Raw genomic sequence first — 20,224 nt, 5'->3', positions numbered from 1 at the left:
AGCTTGTCGAAGGACGAATCTTCTGACGATTGAAAAGGCTCCCTTGCCTTCTCATTCATCGCTACACCACGCCCCTTGTGTGCAGAGCATTTACATCGTCCGGCGTCAGGCCCAGGAACTCGCCCAGGACCGCCTGCGTGTGCTCGCCGAGCGCCGGGCACCCGCGCGCGACGCGCGGCGGTGTCCGCGACATCCTGATCGGCGAGTTGACCACCTTCGCCTTGCGCCGGCTGCGCGTCTTGAGCGGCACGTCAACGAACATACCTCGCGCCGCCACCTGCGGGTCATGCGCAACCTGCGCGATGGTGTTCACCGGCCCGCACGCGATGCCCGCCTTTGCAAACTCCGCGAGCCACTCCTCGGAGGTGCGTCGGCGCATGGCCTCGTTCAGCGCGGGCTCCAGCGCCGCGTAGTTCAGCGTGCGCGCATAGCCGTCCTTGAAGCGCGGGTCGTCTATAAGCTCCACGTGGTCAATGGCGGCGCAGAAGAGGGGCCACTGGTCGTTGACGCCGCCCACCACGGCCACCACAATCCAGCCGTCGCGTGTCTGGAACGCCTGGAACGGCGTGAAGATGGGATGACGCGTGCCCAGCGGCTGGGGGACCTCGCCGGTGGCGAAGTACCGCGTGAAGGCGTTCTCCTGGATGGCGAGCTGGCAGTCCAGCATGCTGATATCGAGCATCTGTCCCCGTCCGCTGCGGTCGCGCTCGCGCAGGGCCGCGAGGATGGCGACGGCGGCGAAGAGTCCCGCCGAGATGTCGCCCATGGACGCGCCGGGCCGCACGGGCGGCCGTCCCGGCCCTTCGCCCGTGATGCTCATGATACCACCCATGCCCTGCACGATGACGTCAAGGGCGGGGCGCTCAGCGTACGGCCCTGTCTGGCCGAAGCCCGAGATGGCGCAATAGACCAGGCGGGGATTGCGCCGGCGCAGGACTGCATAGTCCAGGCCCAGCCTGCGCATGGCCCCGGGCACGAAGTTCTCCACCGCCACGTCGGCCCTGTCCACGAGGCGCAGGAACAGCTCCTTCCCCTCCGGCGACGCCAGGTTGAGCGCGATGCTCTCCTTGCCCCGGTTGACACTCAGAAAGTACGAGCTTTCGCCGTGGATGAACGGCCCGTTGCCCCGCGCCATGTCGCCGCCATCAGGGCGCTCCACTTTGATGACGCGAGCGCCCATGTCCGCGAGGGTCATGGTGCAGAAGGGGCCGGAGAGAATCCAAGTCAGGTCCAGGACGAGGGTGCCCTGGAGGGCGCCTGCCCTGGGCGTGCGTCGCGTCGGAATGGCCGCGCCTCCGTGCGTAACGTCTCGGCACGCCGGAGCATAGCGAAGCGCGCGGCGGGTGTCAACGCGGACAGTCTGGCGCTTGCTCCCAGAGCGGCTTCCATTCTCCAAATAAGAGCCTGTCCAACAACCCTCACCCCCTGTGTCCCCCGCTCCCTTGGCAAGGGAGCCGGGGGATGGGAAACAACCCCGTGGGTCACCCCCAGACCCACAGCAGAAAGGGCGTTGCCCTCTCTGCACTCTCTTCGGACGCACGGTTGTTGGGTAGGCTCTTACCGCCTTTCCGGCGAAAAGCTTGCCCCGTACCCGATACGGGGCCGGAATCCAGCGTTCCCCGATGCTTCTCTGGATACCGGCTTCCGCCGGTATGACATGGAATAGGGAACGTATTTCCTAAGCAGGACGCTAGCCGAACACCTTTTCGCGCTCCAGCGCCTGGAACTCGTCGGCGGACAGGCCCAGGACTTCGCGGCAGACGTGCTCGTTGTGCTGGCCCAGCGTGGGAGCGGGCCGCCGGATACGGCCGGGCGTCTCCGAGAGCCGCCACGGCACCGCGGGCAGCGTGATGGCGCCGATGACCGAGTGCTCTATCTCCACGAACGACTTCCGCTCCTGCAGGTGCGGGTCGAAGTAGTTGTCCTGGATGTTCATGACCGGCTCGGCGGCCACGCCCGCGGCCTGCAGGGTGTCCGCGGCGTCGCGCGGCTCCCGCCCATTCGTCCACGCGGCCACGGCGTCGTCCAACATGGCGCGGTTCTTTATGCGCAGGTACGTGTCGCCGAAGCGCGGGTCCTTCGCCAGTTCCGGCCTGCCCATCACGCCGCACAGGCTGCGGAACTCCGCGTCCGTCGCGACGGCGATGGCGACCCACGCGTCGTCGCCCAGGCAACGGTAGATGTTGTGCGGCGCCATGAGCACGCTGCGGTTGCCCTGGGGCTGGGTGACGCGCCCGTTCATCACGTAGTCCATGATGGGATACGCCAGCAGGCTGGCGCAGGCGTCCACCTCGGAGAGGTCAATGTGCTGGCCCTTGCCTGTCTGGTTGCGGTAGCGCAGCGCCGCCATGATGGCGAAGACCCCGTGCAGCGCGGCGTTGGCGTCGCCGTAGCCGCTCCACGGCATGAGCACGCGCTCGTTCTCGTAGCCCGTCAGGCCCATCATGCCGCCCAGCGCCATCATCGTCGGCGCGTAGGCGACCACGTCGCTGAGCGGGCCGGTGGCGCCCGCCGCGGAGAGCGAAAGCATGACGATGTCCCGCTTGACCTTCTTCAGGTCGTCGTAGCCCAGGCCCGCGCGGTCCAGGACGCCCGGGCTGTAGTTTTCCGTCGCCACGTCGCTCCTAGCTGCCAGCTTCAGCAGAAGCTCGCGCCCTTTGGGGTTCTTGTAGTCCAGCGTGACGCTGAGCTTGCCCCGGTTGAGGGCGTGGAAGAGAGGCTGCAGCTCCGGCTCCTGTCCCTGGTCACCCGCGGCGACCTTGTCGCTGACGATGGGACGGCCCATGCGCAGGCCGTCCATGCGCGCGCGGGACTCGATCTTGATGACCTCGGCGCCGAAGTCGGAGAGGATCTGGGCCACCTGCGGCCCGGCCCAGGCGGTGCCGAAGTCAATAACGCGGTAGCCTTCGAGCGGCAGAGTGGTCATGGCGCACTCCGTGGAGAGAGAATCGCGCTACGTAGTATAGCAGAGGAGGGGCAGGAGACGATATCAGGATGCGGCTGGTGGGAGGCCGTACGGTCTAGGGCTTGGCCTGCTTCTGTAAGGCCTCCTGCTGTAGGAGCTGCACCTCTAAGCCCTTCCACTCTTCGCGCAGGTTGCGCTGAATGGATTGAATAAGGGCGCGGTAGCGGTCGCCGATTTCGGTTGCAACCCTGGTCATCACCATCACCCCCACACGCGGGTCCTGCTCCAGAGCGCGCTTCACCTCGGCGGCGTCCAGCCATAACACTCTGCACGGGAAGGCAGCGCGCATGCGCCCGCCGGCGTGCTGCTTGTCGGTGAGGGCGAAGATACCGAACCAGGAGCCGTGGTCCAGCATATTGACTACGCTCTCCAGTCCGTTGATGACCGCGCTTACAGCCACCTTCCCTTCAACAATAAGACATATTTTGTTGGAGGCACTGCCCTGCTCTGCAAGGATGGTGCCTGCTTCTATCTTTTGGACCTCCGCTATCTCAGCAAGCCGGCGCACCAGAGTGTCAGGGACGCCCTGGAACATCTCGCTTTGGGCAATAGCTGCAGCGCGCTTTTCGATATCCATCATGTCAAAGTCAACTATACACCGATTATCGTAAAGAGTCAATTCATACGGAGGTTTCCGGCGTCGCGGCGCGCGCGTCCCCCAAGTGGCAGGTGTCGTTCACGAGCGTCACCAGCGGCCACGGCCCGCCCAGGTCAGCGATGTTAACCGACGCATGGTCCGCCTCCAACGCCCAGAACCCGTCCAGTCCCATGCCCAGGAGCGTCCCCAGCACCACCTTGAGCACGGCGTGATGGGACACCACCAGTACGGCGTGATTCGGGTGGGCCAGCGCAATGGCGTCCAGCGCCGCCGTCGCCCGCCGCCGCACGTCCTCCAGGGACTCGCCGCCCGGCATCCGTACCTTGTCAGGCGACTCCCGCCAGAGGCGCGCCATCTCCGGATAGCGGCTCTCCACGTCCGAGCGCGGCATGCCGTTCCACTCGCCGTGGTCTATCTCGGTAAGGCGAGGCTCGTCGGTCACGGGCAGGCCGTGGGTCGCCGCGACGCGCTCCGCCGTCACCCGCGCGCGCTCAAGGGGCGCGGAGTAGACCGCGTCCAGCCGGACGGAGGCGAAGCGCCGGGCCAGCAGGTCGGCCTGGCGCAGCCCCAGCTCCGAGAGGGGCGCATCAAGTCGGCCCTGATAGCGCGCCTCGGCGTTCCAGGCGCTTTCGCCGTGCCGGACAAAGTACACGGTGGTAGGCATGGCTAGATATTAGGCGCCACGTACACGGGAAACCGCGCGACCATCTTCAGCGGCCCGTATAGCACCGTCACCTCAATCCACCAGTCGCCGACGGCGGTGAACGTGGCCGACGCCCGGTAGGCCCCGTCCGGCTGGCGCTCCGCCTCCACGGAGGCCGCCGCCTCCTTGCCATCCTGCCCGTAGGAGATGAGCGTCCTGTCCACCTGCACCAGCGTGCCCGCCAGCGTGGCCAGGCGCGCCTCAACGGGCACAGTTCCCGTCTTGGGCGGGTCTGGACTCATCCAGAGCTGGACGCGCAGCTCGTTGTTGCCGCTGCCGACTATCATCTCGCGGGACGGGGCGCGCGCCATCTGCTGGTAGAAAACGAACCCCATGAAGGCAACGAGGGCCAGCGGAACAAGCACGTACAACGCCCTGAGAGCGCCGGATGTCTTTCCCGTGTTCCTCAAGCTGCTCCTCCGATGCGACGCGAGGGATGCGGGCGTCCCCGTGGCCGCTCTCGCGCAGACAGACGATTGGCAGTGCGCCAGGACTCATTGTCGCGGCACAGGCCCGCCGATTTACGTCGGCAGGATAATGTTACCGTCTTTGCTCAGCGGGAATCCAGGGTTCCACGCTACCTCCCACGGATGGCCGTCGGGGTCGGCGAAGTAACCGGAGTATCCGCCCCAAAACGCGTCCTTGGCCGGTCTGAGGATTCGCGCACCCGCCTTTTCCGCCTCCGCGAGAACGGTATCAACGTCCTGTTTCCGAGAAACGTTGTGGGCAAGCGCCACGCCGCCGACGCCCCCTTGGGTCTCCAGACACGCGTCTCTGGCAAGGTCGGCCCGTCCCCAGATTGCCACGACAACGCCTCCCGCCTGGAAGAATGCAACCTTTCCGTCGCCCGCGGATGATGCCTTCCAGCCGAGGCGTTCATAGAACCGCCTGCTCGCGGTCACGTCCGCCACACCCAGTGTTACCATGCTCAGCCTCTGGTCCATCTCTTGCGCTCCTGCTGCGAGGCCGTCCTGAATCATCCCGCGGGTCGCGAACCAGCCCACCGGTGAACGGCGGCGCCCTTTGACCGCGGGCCAATCTTCTCGCTATACTGAACGTCAGTCCATTCTAGCAGAGAGAAACACCACATGGCCGACGTCCGCCCCTTCCCCGGCATTCGCTACGACCCGCCGAAAGCAGGCAGCCTTTCCGACCTCATTTGCCCCCCTTACGACATCATCTCCCCCGCGGAGCGGCAGGCCCTCCACGAGCGCAGCCCCTACAACATCGTCCGCATCGAGTCCGGGCTGGACAAGCAGGACGACGCGCCGGAGCACAATCGCTACACCCGCGCCAGGGAGAGCCTGGACACCTGGCTCGCCGCGGGCGTGCTCCGTCAGGAGCGGCGGCCCGCCCTCTATCTGACGCACCATGAGTTTACCCATCGCGGACGCCGCTGCATGCGCCGCGCGCTGATGGCCGCGGTGCGCCTGGAGGAGTTCGACAAGGGCGTCGTCCGGCCCCACGAGCGCACCCACGAGGGGCCGAAGCAGGACCGGCTGAAGCTGATGCAGGCCCTGCAAGCCAACGTGAGTCCCGTCATGGCCATGTACCAGGACGCTGACAACGTCATCCAGGGCATCCTGACCCGGGTCGAGACGCGCCGGCCGGACGCCGTCTTCACCGATCCCGGGGGCGACCTGCACCGGATGTGGGCCTTGCCCGTCAGCTTCGTTTCAAAAGACCTGAACAAGGCGTTCGCGGAGAGGCCCCTGTACATCGCCGACGGCCACCACCGCTACGAGACGGCGCTCTACTACCGAAACCTGCGCCGCGCCGCCGAGGGGGACAAGGCGGAGCCGGACGCGGCCTACAACTTTGTCTTCATGGGACTCATCAGCATGACCGACCCCGGCCTGCTGGGCCTGCCGTACTACCGCGTCCTCATGGGCATGGAGCAGCGGGACCTCCTGCGCCTGCCGCAGGTGGCGCGCGAGAGCTTCGACGTGCGCGAGGTCGAAATAGGCCAGGACACGCCGGAGGCCATGTACGAGCGGTACGAGGAGGCGGTGGCGCCCCTGCGCAATGAGCGGGCCATTCCCGGCCTGACGGGCGTTGGCCGACAGGTCATCGGCCTGTACGCCATGGGCGGCGACCGCGTGCTGGCGCTGACCGTTAAGGACGACGCTCCGGTGCTGCGCTCCGGCGGGCACTCTCTCGCCTGGCGCAGCCTGGCGCCATGCCTGTTTCAGGGCGGCATCATGGACCCCGTGCTGGGAATTCCCGAAGAGGAGGCCCAGAAGCGGGGGCAGATTGACTATCTGAAGGACGGCGCGGAGGCCATCCGTCGCGTGATGCAGGGAGAGGCTGGCCTTGCCGTGCTTCTGGACCCGGTGCCCATGCCCCTGCTCAAGGCCGTGGCCGACGCGGGCGAGCGGCTGCCACCCAAGTCCACCTACTTCTACCCCAAGCTGCCCACCGGCCTGGTCATCAACCCGCTGACCGGCGTCCTGCCGCTGTAGCGTCGCGGGAAAGCCGTATTACACAGCCGTTCACTAGTCCGTAAACCGATTCCCCATTCCGCTCGCCCTTCGACAAGCTCAGGGTGAGCGGAATGTTCTCTTGTCACCCTGAGCAGAGCGAAGGGTTTACGCTTGTCTGAGCAGACCTAGATTCTTCGCTTCGCTCAGAATGACAAAATTGTATCGCCCCACATGGTGAGCCTGTCGAACCAGGGCGGCTCATCACGAACGGTTTACAAGTCAACGCCCCCGCGTTAAAGCGACAGGCCCCTCCGCGTTGGAAGGGGCCTGTGGGTTCCGATTACGTGGGCGCTACTTCCGAACGTGGACGAGCTTCACGCTGAACATGTCCGGAAAGGCCGTGATTTTCCTGAGCACCGACTCCGGCATGGGGTCGTCCAGGCCCAGCACCATCATGGCGCGCCCGCGCACCTCGCGGCGGCCCACCTCCATGAAGCTGATGTTGATGTCATGCATACCGGTGATTGTCCCCACCATGCCGATCAGCCCCGGCCTGTCGCGGTGGTCCGTAATGAGCATGTACGGGGTCGTCGGCACCACGTCCATCCAGTAGTCGTTGATGCGCACAATGTGCGTCTCGTCGCGCATGCTCGTGCCAGCCAGGATGGTCTTGCCCGCGCTGGTGGTCAGCTCCACGGTCAGCAAGTTGGTGTAGTTGTGCGAGTCCTCGGCCTGCTTCTGCTCCGTGATGCGCAGGCCCCGGCGCGCCGCGACCAGGTTCACGTTGACCACGTTGACCCGCTCCTCCGAGATGGAGGACATCAGGCCGCGCACGACCGCCGCCTTCAGGATAGTGGTGTCATACCTGGCGATATCGCCGTCGTAGCGGATGAGGATGCTCTGCAACTGGCCGTCGGCAAGCTGCGTCGCGAGGTTGCCCAACACGGTGGCGGTGTCCACGTACGGCTCCAGCACCCGCAGCGCCTCCGGCACCACGATGGGCGCGTTGACCGCGTAGCGCGCCGGCCTGCCCTCCAGCACCGCCAGCACCTGCTCCGCGACCTCGATGGCGACGCCCGTCTGCGCCTCCGCCGTGGACGCGCCCAGATGCGGCGTGACCAGGGCCTTGTCCATGCCCATAACCCGAATGGGTTTCTTGGGCGGCTCCTCCGTAAACGTGTCCAGCGCCACTCCGGCGACGCGCCCCTCCTCGACCGCCTTGGCCAGCGCCTCCTCGTCCACAATGCCGCCGCGGGCCGTGTTGATGATGCGGACGCCTGACTTCACCAAGGCCAGCTCTTTCGCGCCGATCAGCCCCTTCGTCGTGTCCGTGATGGGCGTGTGCACGGTGATATAGTCGGACTGCTTGAGCAGCTCTTCCATCGAGACCATGTCCACGCCCAGGTTGCGGGCGTAGTCGGCGGGCACGAACGGGTCATAGGCGACGACCCGCATCTCAAAGCTCTTGACTCGCCGGGTGACCTCGGACCCGACCTTGCCCAGGCCGATAATGCCCAGGACCTTGTTGCGAAGGTCGCTGCCCATGAAATCGGAGCGGCGCCACTCGCCCTTCTTCAACGATGCGTTGGCTGAAGGAATGTTCCGGGCCAGCGCAAGCATCAGGGCAAGCGTCAGCTCGGCGACGGCGATGACGTTGGATGTGGGGGCGTTGACGACGACGATGCCGCGAGCTGTGGCCGCGTTCAGGTCAATGTTGTCAACGCCGACGCCCGCCCGGCCGATGGTCTGGAGCTTTTTGCCCGCCTCGATGATGTCGGCGGTGACCTTCGTCTCGCTACGCACCAGCAGGGCGTCGTAGTCGCCCATGATGGCTTTCAGTTCCTCGGGCTTCAACTTGAGCCGCACGTCCACCTGAGCGTGGGGCTTCAGCAGATCGATGCCCTCTTTGGCGATGGGGTCCGCAACCAGGATTTTCCACATAGGCTTCTCTTTCGCCTCCCCGGAGAAAATGACAGCGCGTGGGCCTGAAAGCCCACGCGCACCGAGTACGGAAAGTTTAGGAGCGCGGAGCGGCGGCTACGCCGCCCTTGAAGCCCAGCCGGGGAAGCACGGCCTTCACCGCCCGCAGCACATCGTCAATGTCCTGCTCGGTCACATAGCCCATGTGGCCGATGCGGAAGATCTTGCCGTCCAACTGGCCCTGCCCGCCCGCGACCACGACTTTCTCTTCCTCGCGGAGCACCTTGGTGATCTTCTTGCCGTCCACGCCCTCCGGCACCTTCACCGCGGTCACCGTGTTGGAGGCGTAGCGCTCATCCGCCAGAAGCGACAGCCCGAGCGCCTTCACGCCATCGCGCGTCCTCTGGCCTATGCGGGCGTGCCGCGCGAAGACGTTGGGCAGGCCCTCCTTTAGGATCATGTCCAGGGCGGGCGCCAGGCCGAACATGACGGCCACAGCCGGCGTCCACGGGGTCTCGCCCTTCTCCAGCGATGTCTTGTGCTTCAATAGGTCAAAGTAGAAGCGCGGCATCTTGGCCTGCGCCGCGGCCTTCCAGCCCCGCTCGCTGACGCTCACGAAGGAAAAGCCCGGCGGCACCATCCAGCCCTTCTGCGAGCCGGAGATTGCCACGTCAATCTTCCATTCGTCGGTGAGCAGCGGGATGGCGCTGACGCCGCTCACCGAGTCCACGATGAACAGCTTGTCGAACTCGTCTTTCACGACCTTGCTGATGGACTTCAGGTCGTTGGTGACGCCGGTGGAGGTCTCGTTGTGGGTGACAAGGACGGCCTTGATGCCCGCGTCCTTCCCCAGGGCCTCGCGGATCTGCTGCGGGTCAACGGCCTTGCCCCACGTGACGTTCAGCCGCGTGACCTGCGCGCCGTACTTCTCAGCGACCTGCGCGAAGCGGTCGCCGAAGGACCCGATGGACACGACAAGCGCCTTGTCTCCCGGCGAGAACATATTAACGACGGCGGCTTCCATACCGCCCGTGCCAGAGGCAGTCAGGATGACGACGTCATTCTTGGTCTGAAAGACCTGCTTGAGGCCCGCTGCCGCGCGGGTCATAAGCTCCTTGAACTCCGGGCCCCTGTGGTTGATCATCTGCTGGCTCATGGCCCGAAGGATTTCCGGCGGGCACGGTGTCGGCCCTGGTACGCGAAGGTTCACAATCCCCTCCTGGCAGGCTGCCGCGTTACGGCGCCTCTGCACTTACGTTTGTGAATTATAGCACAAAAGCCAACGCACTCGCAACCTATGGTCCCACAACCTTGACAAACTTGTGCTTCCCCACCCGGATGACCGCGCCGGGCCGCAAACGCTCGGCGGGGCCGTCCGCAGACAGCTTCTCGCCGTCTATGTCCACCGCGCCCTGCGCGATGAGCCGGCGCGCCTCGCTCGCGCTGGGCGCAAGCCCCGCGTCCACGAGCACCCGGCTGAGCCGGAGCTGTCCTTCCGCGGAAGGAGCGGGCAGGCGATAGGTGGGCACGTCCTCCGGCGCCTCGCGCTTCTGGAAAACGCGCTCGAATTGGGCCTGGGCCTTGTCGGCGGCGTCCCGGGAGTGGAACTGGGCGACAATCTCCCAGCCTAGCCGCTTCTTGAGCGACATGGGGTTGACCCGCTGGCCCTCCACGTCCGTCTTGATGCGGACCAGCTCGTCGTCCGGCACGTCCGTCAGCAGCTCGAAATACGTAACCAGGAGGCTGTCCGGCAGCGACATCACCTTGCCGAACATGTCCTCCGGCGGCTCCTCCAGCGCGATGTAGTTGCCCAAGCTCTTGCTCATCTTCTGGACGCCGTCCGTGCCGGGCAGGATAGGCACCATGAATACCTGCTGCGGCCTCTGGCCCATCATGCCCTGAAGCTCTCGGCCCAGCAGACAGTTGAAGCGCTGGTCCGTCCCGCCGAACTCCACGTCCGCCTCGACCATCACGGAGTCATACGCCTGAAGCAGCGGGTACAGCATCTCGGTCACGGCGATGGGTCTGTTCTCCTTGAAGCGCTTGGCGAAGTCGTCCCGCTGCAGGATCTGTGCGACGGTGAACCTGCTCGTCAAGCGGATGACGTCCGTCAGGGAGAACTTGCCGAACCACTCGCTCTGCCAGACCACCTGCGTGAGCTGCCGGTCAACCACCTTGAAGAACTGGCGCATGTAGGTCTCGGCGTTGGCCCGGACATCCTCGGCGGAGAGCATCTGGCGCGTGGCGGACTGGCCCGAAGGGTCGCCGATCTGGGCCGTCCAGTCGCCCACGATGACGACAACATGGTGCCCCAGCGCCTGAAGCTGGCGCAGCTTGCGCAGCCCGACCACGTGCCCCAGGTGCAGGTCCGGCCGCGTGGGGTCAAACCCCTGCTTCAGCCGGAGCTTGCGCCCCGACTGAAGCTCGCGGACGAACTCGTCCTGCGGAATGATCTCGGCGACGCCGCGCCGGACAATTGTCGCCAGTGTCTTTTCGTCCAGGCCCATGGTTCCCTGTGTCCTCTGCTTTCCCTTGGCCAGTGCTCGGTTGCGTGAGTTCGCGTACACCAGGTTCGCCCCAGGCCCGCTCATGGTTCGACAGGCTCACCATGAGCGGCTTTTCATGCCGCGCCTTTTCGCAACCGAGTACTAGCGCTTCTCCGCCGCCAGCGCCTTGAGCCGCGCCCGCGCGTCCTGGACGTCACGGGCTATCTGCTCTTTGAGCGCCTCCACCGAAGAGAAGCGCTCCTCCGGACGGAGCATGTCCACAAAGTCCAGGCCCACCGTCTCGCCGTAGATGTCTCTGCTGAAGTCCATGATGTAGGCTTCTACGGTGCGCTGCTTCCCGGCGAAGGTGGGCCGCAGCCCCACGTTCGTCGCCGAGTCATACGCGCCGTCTCCGATGACGGCGCGCGTAGCGTACACGCCGTCGGCGGGCAGCGCGCGCTCCGTGTCGAACGCGACGTTGGCGGTGGGGTAGCCCAGCGTCTTGCCGCGGCCCTCTCCCCTCACGACGGGGCCGGTCAGCCTGAACGGCCTGCCGAGCATGCGCGCCGCGCCGCGCACGTCCCCCGCGGCAAGGGCCTGCCGGATGGCGGTGCTGCTCACCACCGTGGAGCTTTGCGTCAGCGGCGGCACCACCTCCACCGTGAACTGCATCTCCCGCCCCAGGACGGACAGCCGCTCCACAGTCCCCTCGCGCTTGTGACCCAGCGCGAAGTCCGGCCCCACGATGAGTCCCTGCATGCGCAGGTGCTGCTGGAGCAGCTCGACGAACTGCCGGGCCGTGAGCAGGGACACGTCCGCGTGGAAGCTGATGCCCTTCACGTACTGGACGCCCAAGCCGCGCAGAAGCGCCGCCCGTTCCTCCGGCAGGGTGATGAGCGGGATGCGCGTGCCCGGCGACAGGACGGTGGACGGGTGCTGCACGAAGAAGAGCGCGGCGGAGTGAAGCCCGCGCCCACGGGCGCGCTGGAGGAGACGCTGCAGGAGGCGCTGGTGCCCCAGATGAACGCCGTCGAAAACGCCGATGGTGACCATTGTGTCACCCTGGGGCACGATGGCCTCTAGCTCTTCGACCAAGGATTTGCTCACAACAGGCTGCCTCTGCTCCACACAGGCCATACAGACAGGTATGCCCTGCCATCGCAGGGCTGTCGAAGCGTAGCATACCCCACGACGCCGCAAGTGACAAGGGCGGACGTTGCGGGACGCCGCCATTGAAACGACGGAGAAGGTGTCCTGAGGAGAAAACGAAGACGCGGGCCAGGATCAAGGTGCAGAAGCGCGGCGCTCGTCGCGCCGGCCCACCGCCCGCCTACTGCACTCTCATCCGTATGAGCAGCCGGTTGTAGTCGTCCACGCTGCCGACGGACGCCATGGTCCGAAGGAAATCCGCCAGGCTGGCGCTGCGGGCGCGCACGGCGGCGAGCTGCGCCCCGATGGGCGGCCCCCCGATGGGACTGGCCGACGCCGCGGAGTCCGCGTACGTGCCGTGGAAGGCGAAATAGGCCTGGTTCAGCTTCCGTATGTAGTAACCGTGCTCCGCCAGAAACTGCCTTCGCTGCTCCATATAGCGCTCCGCGTCGTCCACCTTGCCCTGCGCCAGCAGGGTGTCCGCCTGCAGACGAGTGGCTCGCATCTCGCGGGAGAAAGAGAAGACGTCGCGCTCGCGGGGTGCCGCGGAAGCGCCATCCTGCTGCGTCGGCGCGGGTGGCTGAGCGGGTCGCGGTGCATACGCTCGCAGCACCTCCCGCCCTATCTCCCCACCCACGGTATCGGCCACCGTCTCGTTGAGGGTGGTCATCGTCTCGTTGGACCAGTACGCGCGCCCCAACGGATGAAAAGCCAGGAAGTGATGCATCCACTCGTGGGCGGAGGTGGTCAGCGTGGAGTCCAGGCGTGCGCTGTCCGGTATGATGGCCGGGTAGGTGGCGAGCCCGCCGACGCGCTCCACAAGACCGGAGAGGTTTTCGCGGGCCACCTGCGCCTCCATCTGCTCCATCTGCGCCAGGGAGAGGCTGTCGTCCAGCAGGAAGGTGCGCTTCAACTGGATGCGGTCACGCGGGGACACGATCAGGACGTTCGGCAGGCTGGCGAAGTGTACCTGCACCGGGGGAAACAAGGCCCGCGTCCCCAGAAAAGAGCCGCCCAGCCCCTGCTCCACAAGAGTCTGCCGCAGGTCTCGCTCCAGCACGTACTCCACCTGGGGCCGCACGGCCTCAATCTGCCGCTCCAGAGCGGCCAGCCGAGCCTCGATGGGCGCGATGTCTTCTGGCGCCCGTCTCAAAGCGACAGCCGCATCCAGTTCGCGGTGGGCGCGGTTCGCGTCGCCCCGCAACTGGAAAAACCGCACCGCGCTCTCCCGACCCCGCCGCTCGTCCGGGATGTCTCCCCGCAGCGACGCGAGCAGACGAAAAGACAGCTTTTCGGTCAGCGCGCTCACTTCATACCTGACCAGGTTGTAGTCGTACGGAGCGGCCAGCGCGCCCAGCGTGTCCTGTTGCGCGGGCCGCCCGGCCAGCGCCAGCAGCAGGAGGGGCAGCAGCAGAACGAACGATTGCATACGTATCCCCCTTAGTATAAAGCAGCGGCAGGCTCCATGTTCGGCGCTATGCCCCACGAATTGCGGCTGACCAACGTAATCCCTCGCCTTGACACGCACAGCGGCCCTTGTTACTCTGCACGCGCAGGGTTTCGATCCACCCTGTGCACGGGACCCTGCGAGTATCCTGATCCCTCCGCAGCCCACGTTGTCGAGGAGCGTCGAAGGGGGTAGCTATGCAGGCCTACGCCACGGATAAAATCCGCAACGTGATTCTTCTCTCCCATGGTGGCGCGGGAAAGACGTCGCTGGCGGAGGCCATGCTCTTCACCGCCGGCGCCGTCACCCGGCAAGGCCGCGTAGAGGACGGGACCACCACGTCCGACTATGAGCCTGAAGAGGCCAAGCGCCGAAGCAGCATTCAGTGTGCCCTCCTCCCCTGCGAATGGACGGGCCTCAAGATCAACGTGCTGGACACGCCGGGATACCTGGACTTCGTCGGCGAGGTCAAGGCGTGCATCCGCGCCGTGGACGCCGCCGTCATCCTGGTGGACGCGGCCGTGGGCGTGGAAGTGGGCACGGAGATGGTCTGGAATTACGCCGAAGAGCTCGGCCTGCCCCGCTTCGTCGTTGTGAACAAAATGGACAGGGAGAACGCCGACTTCTTCCGGGCGTTGCAGTCGGTGCAGTCTCGGCTGGGTAAGAAGTGCATCCCCATTCAGCTCCCGTCAGGCGCCCAGGCGGACTTCAAGGGCGTCGTGGACATACTGGACTCCGGCGCCGAGGCCGTCGGCGTGGACAAGAAGCAGGCGCAGAAGCTGCGCGAGGCGCTGGTGGAGGCTGTCGCCGAAGCAGACGACGGCCTGATGGCCAAGTACCTGGACGGCAAGGATCTGAGCCGTGAGGAGCTAATCCGCGGCCTGCGCGCGGGAGTGCTGGCGGGCAGCGTCGTGCCTGTCCTGGCAACCGCCGGCACCCAGAACAAGGGGGCGCGGGAGCTGCTGAACGCCATCGCCGCGTACATGCCCGCGCCCGCGGAGCGCCCGCCCGTGGAAGCCGTTAACGCACATGGCAACCAGCGCGTGAAGGTCCCCCCGGATCCCAACGGCCCGCTGTGCGCCCTGGTCTTCAAGACGACGGCGGACCCCTACGTGGGCAAGGTGACCTACTACCGCATCTTCAGCGGCGCCATGAAGGCGGACTCGCACGTCTGGAACATCTCGCGGGACACGCAGGAGCGGGTCGGCACCATCTTTGTGCCGCGGGGCAAGTCTCAGGAACACGTGCCCTCGCTGACCGCGGGGGATATCGGCGCGGTGGCCAAGCTGGCCGCCACCCACACGGGCGACACCCTGGGCCAGAAGGACAAGCCCCTGCGGCTGGACCCCATTCACTTCCCGGACCCCCTGTACAGCGTGGCCGTGGAACCCAAGACCAAAGCCGACCTGGACAAGATCAGCTCGGCCCTCGCGCGGCTGCTGGAGGAAGACCCCAGCCTGCACGTGGTCAAAGACCAGGCCACCGGCGAGGTCATTCTCTCCGGCATGGGCGACGTGCACGTGGACGTGTCGGTGGAGCGGATGAAGCGCAAGTTCGGCGCGGAGGTCGTGCTGAGCGTGCCCAAGGTGCCGTACCGGGAGACGATAGGCAGGGCGACGAAGGCGGAGTACAAGCACAAGAAGCAAACGGGCGGCCACGGACAGTACGGCCACGTGCTCCTGGCCTTCGATCCTCTGCCGACCGGCGGCTTCGAGTTCATTGAGAAGGTAGTGGGTGGCGCGGTGCCCAAAAACTTCTACCCCGCGGTCGAGAAAGGCGTGCACGAGGCGTTGCACGCGGGGATCCTCGCCGGGTACCCGGTCGTGGACTTGCGCATCACGCTCTACGACGGCAGCTACCACGCGGTGGACTCTTCTGAGATGGCCTTCAAAATAGCCGCCCACCAGTGCGTCAGAAAGGGCCTGACAGAGGGCCACCCCAAGCTCCTGGAGCCCATCGTGCTGGTGCGCGTGACCGTGCCGGACGCCTTCATGGGCGACATCATCGGCGACCTGAACAGCCGCCGCGCCCATGTGCTGGGCATGGTGCCCGGCGACGGCGTCACCACCATCGAGGCGCTGGTCCCGATGGCGGAAATCCAGCGGTATGCTGTGACGCTGCGCTCGCTCACCCAGGGGCGGGGCGTCTTCACCACGAAGTTCGAGCGCTACCAGGAAGTGCCCGCCCCCATAGCGCAGAAGATCATCGAACTAGCGAAGGCGGCGCAGGCGGTGAAGGTCTAGTCGCTGACAGGCGAGTGCGCGGGCTTAGCTGCTTGCCGGAGGCACGGAACGAGCCTTTTTCGCCCGTCTCAGGGGAGCGCCCGCGCTGGCGCGCTAGCGCTTCTGCTGCCAGACGGTGTGATAGCTCTCCCCCTTGATGACGTGGGAGAACTCCTCTCGCTCCAATCGCCGCAGTTCGTCCAGCGCCTCCCGGCAACGGCGGACGGCGGACTTGTCGCCGGTGGCGATGACGCGCTCAAGCAGCCTGTCCCAAACACCCAGACGCGCAAGGCTGTCCACGTACTTGGGCCAGGGGATGACCGTGAGGCTGTCCGGCTTGGGGAAGCGGGGGCGAAGCCGCCGCAGGGTGCGGAACCGCTCCTCCACCGAGTCCACCATGGGCACGACCTTGACCAGCGGCCCGTCCTCTACATCAAAGCGCGTGTCAACCAGCAGGGTCTTGCGCAACAGCGGGAAGTAAAGGCAGATGATCTGGGCCGTGTCAATGTTCTTTGTAACCTCGCTCAGGTCCAGGCGAAAGTCCCCGTCCATGCGTCTCCTGTTTATGCCTCTGGCTGCGCGCTCACCGATGGGCTGGGGGCTTAGCCCTGCACCAGTTCCTTGACTTTCTCCGTGAGGGCGGGAAGGACCTGCTTCCAGTCGCCTACGACACCGTAGCGGGCTTCCTTGAAGATGTTCGCGTCCGGGTCCTTGTTGATGGCGACGATGACCTTGGAGCCGGAGCAACCCGCCATGTGCTGGCTGGCGCCGGAGATGCCCACGGTGATATACAGGTCCGGCGTCACCACCTTGCCCGTCAGGCCGATCTGCAGGCTCGGAGAGACCCATCCCGCATCGCAGACGGCGCGGCTGGCGCCCACCGCGCCCTTGAGCGTCTTGGCCAGTTCATCCAGGTACTTGAAGTTCTCGGGCCCACCCATGCCACGTCCGCCGGTGACGACGACGCGGGCGTCCTCCAGGCGCAAGCCCTCGGACGCCTTCTTCTGCCGGTCGAGCACCTTCACTCTCACCTGCGCGGGGTCCAGGCCCGCGGCCAGTTGCACCACCTCGCCCGCGCGGGCGTCGTTGCGCTCCAGGACGGAGAATGCCTTGGGCCGCACGGTGGCCATCTGGGGCCGCGCCTTCTCGCAGACGTAAATGGCCCGCGCGTTTCCGCCGTACACCGGCCTGGTCATATGCAGCAGCTTCGTCGCGGGGTCAATAGCCAACTCCACGCAGTCCGGCGCCAGGGCTGTTCCCAGGCGGGTGGCCAGACGCGGGCTGATATCCCGGCCCAGGACAGTCTGACCCAGCAGCAGGACGTTCGGCTGGACCTGGCGCACCACCTTCTCGGCGGCCGCCACATAGGCATCCGCGTTCTCCTGCGCGAGCAGAGGGTCCTGCACCAGGTAGGCCTTGTCGGCCCCATAGGCGACAAGCTCTTTGCCCAGATCCCCCAACTGCGCGCCAAGGATGGCGGCGGAGAGGTGCTCTCCGAGAGTATCCGCCAGCTTGCGGCCAATGCCCAGCAGCTCACGCGTTACGCCGAGCAACTTGCCATCGGACACCTCGCCGATGACCAGCACCCCTTTGACCTCGCTCATGCGTCCTCCGGAGGCGGCGACTGAGGGTACGCGCCGCGCTGTGTCTAGATAACCTTGTCTTCGCGCAGGCGGGCGGCCAGCTTGACGCCGGCCTCGGCGGGACTGTCCGCGGAGATGACCTCGCACTTGCTGCGCTTCTCCGGGACAAACACCTTGAGCATCCTACCCCGGTTGGCGTTCTGGCTGACCTGGCCGGACTCAAGCCCCAGGTCCTTGGCGGACCAGACCGTGGGCTTTTTGCGCCCCGCGGCCATGATGCCCCTCAGCGTGGGATAGCGCGCCTCGCCGAGCTCGTTGCTGATTGTGACCAACGCCGGGAGCGGCGCCTGCACCGTCTCAAAGCCGTCCACCACGACGCGCTCCACCTTCACCGCGGCTCCGGCCATCTCCACCTTCTTCGCAATGGTGACCACAGGGATGGACAGAAGCTCCGCCAGCACAAGTGGGACCTGCCCCTGGTCCCAGTCGGAGGCCTGCCGGCCACAGAGCACCAGGTCGAACGCGCCCACCTTCTTGATGGCCGCCGCCAGGACCGCGCCTGTCGTATGGCTGTCACCGTTCTCAATGGCGGGGTCCTGGACCAGGACAAGCTCGTCGGCGCCCATAGACAGGGGCTTCTTGATGACGTCCATGACCAGATCGTTGCCCACGCTGATAACGGTGATTTTGACACCTGCCTGGCTGTCCTTGATGCGAAGCGCCGCCTCCACAGCCTGCTCGTCAAACCCATTAATGACGGGCGAGACGCCCTGGGGCGGAATGACCTTGTTGGTCGCGGAGTCAATCTTGAAGTTCGCGAAGGGGGCTTCCGGGTCGGGGACTTGCTTGACGCAGACAATGATGTGCATGCGATTCCCTCTGCGCGGATAGGAATGGGGTACGCCTGGCGCGGGCGCGTATAACGAGCCGACGCGGGCCACACGCCAGCCCTGAACTCTAGCACTCGGAAAAGGGCTTTGTCAAACCGACGGAGCCTTGCGTTACCGACGAAAACGCGCTACGACCGACCGCCATTCCCGCCGGGTCGGGCGTCACCGGCGGTCTGCACCGCCTCATGATGGGTCTTGCGCAGGGGAATCTCCTTGAGGAAAAGGGTGATGGCAAAGGACAGGAGAGTCACAATAAAGCCAGCCAGGAAAACGTCTTGCAGAGAGGACGCCAGAGCATTGCGCACCACCGCCAGGAGCTGGCCCGCCAGCTCCGACGCGCCGGGCGCCCCGGCCCCGATCTGCTGCGTGAGCTGGCCGAGCGCGTCGGTGGTCAGCAGGGCCTCCGGCTGCGCCAGCCGGGCCAACTGCTCAGGAGAAATCCGCGCCGTCGCGACGCCCGCCAGCCGAGACTGCAGCTCGCCCTGGAAGCGAGTGACCATCAGCGCGCCCATGACGGCGACGCCGACGGTGGCGCCGATGCTTCGGAAGAACTGCAACGACGCCGTCACCTGGCCCAGGACTTGGTGCGGGAAGGCGTTCTGCACAGCGATGACATAGAGGGGCATCGTGATGCCCAGGCCGAAGCCCACCAGCACGCCGTCCCGGGTGACGGTCATGAAGTCCACTCCCGGCGTCAGCCGCGTCAGCAGAAACATACCCAGGGACATGATGGCTATCCCGCTGAGAGCTACGAGCCGGTAGCGTCCCCAGCGGGATATGAGCTGTCCGCTGATCACGCTGCCCACCACCATGCTGAGGGTCATCGGCATCAGGATAAACCCGGCCTGCGTCGGCGTTCCGCCCAGGATGGCCTGAACGTAGAGTGGCACGAAGATCAGCGAGCCGAACATCCCCATCGCCGTCAGCAACGTGGCGCCTATCGAGACGACGAAGATGGAGTTGCGGAAAAGCCCCAGCGGCACGATAGGCTCCGCCGCCCGGGACTCCACACGGAGCAGCGCAACGAAGCTCACCACCGACAGGCCCAGCAGCCCCAGGACCTGCGCGGAGGACCAGGGCAGATCACGCCCGCCCAACGACAGCGCCAGCAGGAACGGGACAACGGTCAGGATGAGGAACGCGACCCCCGGATAGTCAATGGTCTTGCGTCCGTGTCCGCGGACATAGGGCAGCCCCATAACCACGACCGCCAGCGCCAGCAGGCCCAGTGGGATGTTGACATAGAATATCCACCGCCACGTCAGGTTGTCGGTGATGTAGCCGCCCGCCGCCGGCCCCACGACGCCCGCCAGCCCGAAGACCGCCGCCACCAAGCCCTGCCACTTGCCGCGCTCGCGGGGCGGGAAGATGTCGGCGATGGACGAGAACACGCTGGCCATGAGAATGCCCGCGCCTATGCCCTGCAGTCCTCGGAAGATGATGAGCTGGGTCATGGACTGGGACAGGCCGCAGAGGGCGGAAGCGGCCAGGAAGGATATGATGCCGATGATGAACAGGGGCTTGCGTCCGTACATGTCTGATACCTTGCCCACCACCGGCGTCACCGCCGTCGAGGCCACCAGGTAGGCGGTCACCACCCAGGCATAGTGCTCCAGGCCCTGCAAGTCGGCGACAATCCGGGGCAGCGCGGTGCTGACGATGGTCTGGTCCATGGCGGCCAGAAGCAGGCTCAGCATGATGCCCGCCAGGCTGATGATCAGACGTGAGCGGGGCAGCCGGGCCGGTGTCTGCTCCGGAGGAGCGGACGCGGGACCGGTCTGAGGGAGGGGTTTTCGCGCGGCATTAACTGAAGACACAATCGCTAATTGTAGGGGACG

Annotated in this window: 17 protein-coding genes; 2 read left to right on the top strand and 15 right to left on the bottom strand. The window is 65.9% G+C overall.

The window, feature by feature from the left end; translation table 11 throughout:
- Positions 1–61 precede the first annotated feature (61 nt).
- From Q7T26_04710 to Q7T26_04685, 6 genes are all read right to left on the bottom strand, one after another.
- Positions 62–1,396: a CaiB/BaiF CoA-transferase family protein gene (locus Q7T26_04710; GenBank protein MDO8531459.1), complete on the bottom strand. Its 1,335-nt coding sequence runs from the start codon at positions 1,394–1,396 to the stop codon at positions 62–64.
- 294 nt (positions 1,397–1,690) lie between these two features.
- Positions 1,691–2,926: a CoA transferase gene (locus Q7T26_04705; GenBank protein ID MDO8531458.1), complete on the bottom strand. Its 1,236-nt coding sequence runs from the start codon at positions 2,924–2,926 to the stop codon at positions 1,691–1,693.
- Between the two features lie 94 nt (positions 2,927–3,020).
- The gene (locus tag Q7T26_04700; protein MDO8531457.1) at positions 3,021–3,545 is read right to left on the bottom strand and encodes a Crp/Fnr family transcriptional regulator; all 525 of its coding nucleotides are present in this window, start codon (positions 3,543–3,545) and stop codon (positions 3,021–3,023) included.
- A gap of 40 nt (positions 3,546–3,585) precedes the next feature.
- On the bottom strand, positions 3,586–4,227 hold the full coding sequence (locus tag Q7T26_04695; protein ID MDO8531456.1) for a histidine phosphatase family protein: 642 nt from the start codon (positions 4,225–4,227) through the stop codon (positions 3,586–3,588).
- A gap of 2 nt (positions 4,228–4,229) precedes the next feature.
- On the bottom strand, positions 4,230–4,676 hold the full coding sequence (locus Q7T26_04690) for a hypothetical protein (GenBank protein MDO8531455.1): 447 nt from the start codon (positions 4,674–4,676) through the stop codon (positions 4,230–4,232).
- Between the two features lie 111 nt (positions 4,677–4,787).
- Positions 4,788–5,210 carry a VOC family protein gene (locus Q7T26_04685; protein MDO8531454.1) on the bottom strand — a complete coding sequence of 141 codons (423 nt, stop codon included), beginning with the start codon at positions 5,208–5,210 and terminating at the stop codon, positions 4,788–4,790.
- Between the two features lie 144 nt (positions 5,211–5,354).
- Here Q7T26_04685 and Q7T26_04680 point away from each other — a divergent pair, with 144 nt between their 5' ends.
- Positions 5,355–6,728: a DUF1015 domain-containing protein gene (locus tag Q7T26_04680; protein ID MDO8531453.1), complete on the top strand. Its 1,374-nt coding sequence runs from the start codon at positions 5,355–5,357 to the stop codon at positions 6,726–6,728.
- Between the two features lie 312 nt (positions 6,729–7,040).
- On the opposite strand, the gene serA is transcribed toward Q7T26_04680, so the two are convergent.
- The 5 genes from serA to Q7T26_04655 form a co-directional block, all read right to left on the bottom strand.
- Positions 7,041–8,630, bottom strand: a complete 1,590-nt coding sequence (serA, locus tag Q7T26_04675) for a phosphoglycerate dehydrogenase (GenBank protein ID MDO8531452.1) — start codon at positions 8,628–8,630, stop codon at positions 7,041–7,043.
- A gap of 76 nt (positions 8,631–8,706) precedes the next feature.
- A complete protein-coding gene (locus tag Q7T26_04670; protein ID MDO8531451.1) occupies positions 8,707–9,819 on the bottom strand; it encodes an alanine--glyoxylate aminotransferase family protein in 1,113 nt (370 codons plus the stop codon).
- A gap of 85 nt (positions 9,820–9,904) precedes the next feature.
- Entirely contained in the window at positions 9,905–11,116 is a 1,212-nt protein-coding gene (gene tyrS, locus Q7T26_04665; GenBank protein ID MDO8531450.1) for a tyrosine--tRNA ligase, read from the bottom strand.
- A gap of 141 nt (positions 11,117–11,257) precedes the next feature.
- On the bottom strand, positions 11,258–12,202 hold the full coding sequence (locus tag Q7T26_04660; GenBank protein MDO8531449.1) for a bifunctional riboflavin kinase/FAD synthetase: 945 nt from the start codon (positions 12,200–12,202) through the stop codon (positions 11,258–11,260).
- 223 nt (positions 12,203–12,425) lie between these two features.
- Complete coding sequence (locus tag Q7T26_04655) at positions 12,426–13,673, bottom strand: hypothetical protein (protein ID MDO8531448.1); 1,248 nt, start codon at positions 13,671–13,673, stop codon at positions 12,426–12,428.
- Between the two features lie 215 nt (positions 13,674–13,888).
- On the opposite strand from Q7T26_04655, the gene fusA reads away from it, so the two are divergent.
- Positions 13,889–15,934, top strand: a complete 2,046-nt coding sequence (fusA, locus tag Q7T26_04650) for an elongation factor G (GenBank protein MDO8531447.1) — start codon at positions 13,889–13,891, stop codon at positions 15,932–15,934.
- 93 nt (positions 15,935–16,027) lie between these two features.
- Here the strand turns inward: fusA and Q7T26_04645 are convergent, their stop codons facing one another.
- The 4 genes from Q7T26_04645 to Q7T26_04630 form a co-directional block, all read right to left on the bottom strand.
- Positions 16,028–16,465 carry a hypothetical protein gene (locus Q7T26_04645; GenBank protein MDO8531446.1) on the bottom strand — a complete coding sequence of 146 codons (438 nt, stop codon included), beginning with the start codon at positions 16,463–16,465 and terminating at the stop codon, positions 16,028–16,030.
- A 50-nt stretch (positions 16,466–16,515) separates the two neighbouring features.
- On the bottom strand, positions 16,516–17,517 hold the full coding sequence (locus tag Q7T26_04640; GenBank protein MDO8531445.1) for an electron transfer flavoprotein subunit alpha/FixB family protein: 1,002 nt from the start codon (positions 17,515–17,517) through the stop codon (positions 16,516–16,518).
- A 44-nt stretch (positions 17,518–17,561) separates the two neighbouring features.
- Complete coding sequence (locus tag Q7T26_04635) at positions 17,562–18,365, bottom strand: electron transfer flavoprotein subunit beta/FixA family protein (GenBank protein ID MDO8531444.1); 804 nt, start codon at positions 18,363–18,365, stop codon at positions 17,562–17,564.
- A gap of 149 nt (positions 18,366–18,514) precedes the next feature.
- Complete coding sequence (locus tag Q7T26_04630; protein ID MDO8531443.1) at positions 18,515–20,203, bottom strand: MDR family MFS transporter; 1,689 nt, start codon at positions 20,201–20,203, stop codon at positions 18,515–18,517.
- Positions 20,204–20,224 lie beyond the last annotated feature (21 nt).

It is taken from the genome of Dehalococcoidia bacterium, from assembly GCA_030648205.1.
In the GTDB taxonomy this organism is placed as follows: domain Bacteria; phylum Chloroflexota; class Dehalococcoidia; order JAUSIH01; family JAUSIH01; genus JAUSIH01.
The sequence above is the reverse complement of the archived record's forward strand: the minus strand, read 5'-3'. Positions and strand labels throughout refer to the sequence as shown.

Coding starts and splice junctions, on each gene's coding strand:
- Q7T26_04705 (MDO8531458.1), bottom strand. CDS start 2,926: ATGACCACTCTGCCGCTCGAAGGCTACCGCGTTATTGACTTCGGCACC.
- serA (MDO8531452.1), bottom strand. CDS start 8,630: ATGTGGAAAATCCTGGTTGCGGACCCCATCGCCAAAGAGGGCATCGAT.
- Q7T26_04635 (MDO8531444.1), bottom strand. CDS start 18,365: ATGCACATCATTGTCTGCGTCAAGCAAGTCCCCGACCCGGAAGCCCCC.
- Q7T26_04645 (MDO8531446.1), bottom strand. CDS start 16,465: ATGGACGGGGACTTTCGCCTGGACCTGAGCGAGGTTACAAAGAACATT.
- fusA (MDO8531447.1), top strand. CDS start 13,889: ATGCAGGCCTACGCCACGGATAAAATCCGCAACGTGATTCTTCTCTCC.
- Q7T26_04640 (MDO8531445.1), bottom strand. CDS start 17,517: ATGAGCGAGGTCAAAGGGGTGCTGGTCATCGGCGAGGTGTCCGATGGC.
- Q7T26_04695 (MDO8531456.1), bottom strand. CDS start 4,227: ATGCCTACCACCGTGTACTTTGTCCGGCACGGCGAAAGCGCCTGGAAC.
- Q7T26_04655 (MDO8531448.1), bottom strand. CDS start 13,673: ATGCAATCGTTCGTTCTGCTGCTGCCCCTCCTGCTGCTGGCGCTGGCC.
- tyrS (MDO8531450.1), bottom strand. CDS start 11,116: ATGGGCCTGGACGAAAAGACACTGGCGACAATTGTCCGGCGCGGCGTC.
- Q7T26_04680 (MDO8531453.1), top strand. CDS start 5,355: ATGGCCGACGTCCGCCCCTTCCCCGGCATTCGCTACGACCCGCCGAAA.
- Q7T26_04685 (MDO8531454.1), bottom strand. CDS start 5,210: ATGGACCAGAGGCTGAGCATGGTAACACTGGGTGTGGCGGACGTGACC.
- Q7T26_04700 (MDO8531457.1), bottom strand. CDS start 3,545: ATGATGGATATCGAAAAGCGCGCTGCAGCTATTGCCCAAAGCGAGATG.